Raw genomic sequence first — 4889 nt, forward strand, 5'->3', positions numbered from 1 at the left:
AAAGCTTACTGCCATAGTAATATTTTGCGTGTGTGGGAATATAGACACACTCAATCTACCTCTAGTTATAAAATTAAATTGGCTGATATGGATCCAATGACTCGCCTTGCTTATATTTCACGTAAGCTGCTTGAACGCATCAAAGCGAAAAGCTGGTCTATCAATACCGAAAAAGACAACATCACTAAGATGGCCAACAATCTACTACGTAGAATGGGGTTATCTGTTAAACGCTCTGAGTTCGCCCCCCCAATAACGTAACTCCAGTTATCTTGTTACGCTCTTAGCTGAGTGGGCATTGTCATGTCTAAAATATAAACTGCCTAAAAAACGCACAAAAAGGACATTAAAAAGGACTTATATTTATTGAGTTTGAGATCTTTTTTTCGATGTATCTATGAGTTATACATAAATGTCGGAATAGCCTATTTATAATACAAATATAGCCCCTTTCTAAACCCTGCTAATATTCTTTTTCTTATCTCATTCAAAATTATCTTATTCCAACAGCTTCTGTTGATAAAAAGAGTATAAAAAGGTAACGGCCTCTCGACTGCTACGCAGTGAGGCCTTTGTCGTTGCGGTTAGTATCTTTTGTCATCCGACAGGAGGACGTGATAAACGCTGGCAGTTCATCACACTTAAGAGCATCTTAGCAGGGCAGGCGCGTGAAAATTGTGCTGTATTTCAGTAAAGAAAACTGCTAACTTTGATTCCTGTAACAGAAATCAAGAGGCGTGATGATGGCGAAAAAAGAACAGCAATTAGATCTACTGGATGAAGATCAGGGAAATTATGGCCACGGCGGATTAAGAGAAGGTGCGGGACGAAAAAAAGGCAAAGGCAGTAAGCTGATTCGAGTTCCTGCATTGCTTGTAGATCAAGTAGACACGTTAATTAAAAAATATCGGGAGAACGAGATGGATTTTGACATGAATGAATATATTAAAAAACGTATTGATCAGCTAGAACAGGATAAGAAAGGGCAAACATTAGAAGTTAAAACAGTTCTTAATAACACTCTTGTCGAACTAAAAACTTTACAAGAGAAGATTAAACAATGAGTAAAGCCTTACTAGATGAAGTCGTTTTAAAATTGATAGATGCAAAATTAAAACTAAATGGACATGTCACAAGTAAAGACATTTATTTTCACCTGGGCCTTGGTCGCCAGAAAGTCAGTAAAGTCTTTCAAGTGTACTTAACTGCAAATCCGAACTCGATGACATACGTACCGTCAAAGAAGAAATACATCGCCTGCCGTAATTTTAAACCGGTTTTTCTTGAATCTGGAGCCGGTGAATATGTCGATGCGTTGATCCTTGTTTTTGGTACTTTTGAAGTAAATTAGTTAACACAGTTTTCTATATTTGCATTGTTCATATTTAGAATTCATTAAACCGTGATGAATTTCAATTTACCATAATGATAAGTGCTAAAAATAGGCGTTACAGGGTAATTATTAAATGAACCGGTTCGAGATTTTATTGCCCTGTAAATCGCCCTGAAAGCGTCATAAACTTTCAAACGTGTTTTTGGATATATCGGTGTGGTTTATATATAAAAAGTGGCTCTATGAGCTTTTCAGGCTGCGAAAGCATGGTTTTCATAGGCTAACTTACGGATTTAACATAAGGGGCATATCGCGCATCGAATTTGTTGGGCTATTTTAGGTTTTAATGTTATGAAATAGAGTGAAAATCACTTAGTAATATTTACTCTATTTACTCTATTTACTCTATTTACTCTATTTACGATAATTGGATATTTAATGGCCGTAAGCTATAAGCCTGTGAAACAACTAGTAGTATCTATATTAAATTTATCATAAGCATATTCTATAAGACAATATTTCTCATTTTCTGGTGTAAAAGTGTTCGGGTACATCATAAACCCAGTTTTATAATACTCCACGTCGTAACGAGATAAATCTATATCTACAAAGGCCATTATTTGTTTTTCTAGATTTTCCTCTAAAAATATGGGGTACATCGTCTTTGGATTGATAGTAATGAATTCGCCATTAATTGTTAGTTTGCCGTCTGTAATAGGCCCAATTATTGCTTTTTTATGAACGAGTTCAAGGCCTGATTTTATCGCTGCCCCTTCAGATTTGAATGTGGCTAATCGTGCATCATCTTGTAAATTCATAAATTTAGGCACCGCGGTTGCACTTAAAATACCAAGAACAACGATCACGATCACTAACTCTATTAATGTAAAACCTTTATTTCTCATAGAATAATACTTAAATAAAAAAAGAAAGTGACAGCTTATCTTACTTATGTCGATATTATAAATAATAATTTCAGAAAAAAAGTTTAATGTTTTTTTTTGTTCGTAAAATAAAATCGCCCCCTTGTACGGCCTATTGAACATAAAGGTGATATCGCGTGTGGAACTACCTCCCCCTCGCTACGCGCCATAACGTATCAAGAACCTACGTTATGGAAAGGAGGAAGCTTCCACTGAAACGTTAAAGCTGAGTTTTCCAAGCTCACGCTACGCTTACCCTGCCATGAATGACAGGGTAAGCATGACCGCTAATTGATCAAGTTTGGGCGAACAGAGTTTACTTGGCTAGGCCGAATTAAACATAACAGCCGTATCACGAATCGAAAGGTCGCCTAAATTGGCGGCCTTTTTTATGTTTGGACGTTACACAATCACGCGCGTTCTAGGCATGTCGCGTATTTGGTAAATGTGACGACAACGTAACCCGCTGCGCTATCGTCACACTTTTGCTTCGCAAAAGATGCACGATAGCTGCGGCTCAGGGAGTCCAGAGGGGATGAAATCCCTCTGGCAAGAGGTAAACCCTGCGCATGAACGAAGTGAATGAAGCTGGGTTTGCCTATCTTGAATGCGAGACATAAATAATCCATTTTTGATAATAATATTTAAATTAGTACACTTTAAATAAAGTTACGATGAAAGGATGGACAGTAAAAACTAAGGCGACGAAGAATCGATCTGATGGGATCGCAGCAAGAGAGATATATCTGCACAACAAGAACGCTGAGAGCCACAAGAAGACAGAAGTGATTGGTCGAGTGTGGGGCAATGACAACACTATGGCTACAATCGCATACAATGGGACTTCAGCAGCAGCGAAACTCAAAGCAAAGGGAAAGGGTGGCAGACCAGCTGAATCATTTGCGATGGAGTTTACGCTGAACTTACCAAAAGGCTACAGACCGAGCGGTGAGCAGTGGAAAGCTATCGCAAAGCAGATGTTCATTGATGTAGCAGCGAAGCTCGGTACATCAGCTGAAACCATATCAAAACAAACATACGCAGTAGTGCATCGCCAAGATCAAACGCTAGAATATGATTCTATGGGTAGAGAGGTCGGAACTGGCGATCACATGCATGTAGTTATCGGTAAGTTCACCCCAGAAGGTAGCTGCCTTAGAGACCTCCAAAGGAAGACTATCACGCATGTCGTAAAAGATTCTTTTAATAACTCAACGATGAAAATGGGCCTGGACTGGACGCAGTATCGAGATCATAAATTGCAAGCTCAAGAGCACGCGAACAAGCGCACGGTGCCGACCTGGAAAATTAAAGCTGCAAGAGAGCTTGAAATTATTGCTACACAGCAAGCGGCTCTAGATAAGCAAGCTGCATTGCTGTCTGAACAAGCCAAAGAGCTTGAAGCGAGAGAAAATCAGTTATTAACAGATGCTGACGATATAATGTTAACAAAACGATTAATGACAACATTCGAAAATCAAGTAGCAAAGTGGCTTGATGCTCATGAAAAACATGACGTTAAGCAGCTTAATAGGCAAGCGAACAGATTAAATAAATCACTAGTTGCACTCGATGCTCTTGGTTTGCTTAGCGAAGACCCTGCGACGTTAGAAGCTGCGATGATAATGTCGTCGATAACGAAGTATATCGATAAGATCACAGCGAAGAACCCTGATGCTCTTCGTCGAGATAGAATGAATTTGATGCGACATTAGACAAGAAATATTCTAACGAACGATTAACATGCAGTAATGTTTGCGCTAAAAATATAATGATGTAAAAACAAAAAAGCCCTATGTACTTGAAGTACGTAGGGCTTTCATGTTTAATAGGTTCCGTTCTAAGTGCTACAACACTTGAACAGAGAGCAGCAAGAACCTGAGAAATTCTAACTGCATTACACAAACAAAACAGACTTGCTTGAGTAGTTGTGATTATAGCTATCTAGCCTGTAATTACAAGAGATGAATGAATGAAAACGACACTTCCCCCCCTAAATACATGGCATCCGCAAGAATCTTTAAGTTCTGAATTTGAAGTTCTGCCACTTCGTGATCGCAAGAAAAAACACATTCCAACCCTCAACCGAAAGATATTCAACACGCTTGAAAAGCATGGTGCGTGGATCAATTCGCAATGGCCTTTCTTAGTTCATAAGTTGGTTGAAGTCGGTATGCGTAAGCGAAATTTGTCATTTAAAGAAGTACATAAGCAAAATATTGAAAATACTTTACGTTGGATTGCCTACAATTCAGATACGGTAACTGGTTGTATTAATGTCACACATTTGTGTATTGAAATAGGTAAAGAGATCGGGGTGTCGAGTTCGACCATTTCAGTGATCATGAAAGAGTTAGTGATCATGGGGCTTCTGTACGAGCCTGAGCAGAGTGGACAATCCATACAAGATATTCTGCATGATGGACGATTGCCAAGAACGCTATGCACCACGCCGTTGTTCTATGAAATTTTAGGCATCAAAAATGATGAGCTTGATCGTTTACGCTCAATTGAGATCCGAAGACGTGAAATTGAATACGCAAAAAGACAAGAAAAATACGATGCAGAAATAGCCCTAAAAGCTTACTGCCATAGTAATATTTTGCGTGTGTGGGAATATAGACACACTCAAT

Annotated in this window: 5 protein-coding genes and 1 pseudogene; 5 read left to right on the plus strand and 1 reads right to left on the minus strand. The window is 38.8% G+C overall.

The features are described 5' to 3' along the window. The 3 genes and pseudogenes from Q1K78_RS16900 to Q1K78_RS16910 all read left to right on the plus strand — a co-directional run. Nucleotides 1–261 (plus strand): annotated as a pseudogene (locus tag Q1K78_RS16900) (replication initiation protein); the annotation flags it as partial. Between the two features lie 479 nt (nucleotides 262–740). Next, nucleotides 741–1064, plus strand: coding sequence for a hypothetical protein (locus tag Q1K78_RS16905; RefSeq protein WP_300181556.1), 324 nt, complete (start codon nucleotides 741–743; stop codon nucleotides 1062–1064). Then, nucleotides 1061–1351, plus strand: a complete 291-nt coding sequence (locus Q1K78_RS16910; protein ID WP_300181557.1) for a hypothetical protein — start codon at nucleotides 1061–1063, stop codon at nucleotides 1349–1351. The genes Q1K78_RS16905 and Q1K78_RS16910 overlap by 4 nt, the downstream gene beginning before the upstream one ends. A gap of 431 nt (nucleotides 1352–1782) precedes the next feature. Here the strand turns inward: Q1K78_RS16910 and Q1K78_RS16915 are convergent, their stop codons facing one another. After that, nucleotides 1783–2238, minus strand: coding sequence for a prepilin-type N-terminal cleavage/methylation domain-containing protein (locus tag Q1K78_RS16915; protein WP_300181558.1), 456 nt, complete (start codon nucleotides 2236–2238; stop codon nucleotides 1783–1785). A 692-nt stretch (nucleotides 2239–2930) separates the two neighbouring features. Here Q1K78_RS16915 and Q1K78_RS16920 point away from each other — a divergent pair. Beyond that, nucleotides 2931–3971, plus strand: a complete 1041-nt coding sequence (locus Q1K78_RS16920) for a hypothetical protein (protein WP_300181559.1) — start codon at nucleotides 2931–2933, stop codon at nucleotides 3969–3971. A 257-nt stretch (nucleotides 3972–4228) separates the two neighbouring features. Next, nucleotides 4229–4889 (plus strand): replication initiation protein (locus tag Q1K78_RS16925; protein ID WP_300181560.1); only part of this gene is annotated, 661 nt, incomplete at its 3' end.

Origin of the sequence: uncultured Aliivibrio sp. (genome assembly GCF_946479765.1) — a bacterium.
In the GTDB taxonomy this organism is placed as follows: domain Bacteria; phylum Pseudomonadota; class Gammaproteobacteria; order Enterobacterales; family Vibrionaceae; genus Aliivibrio.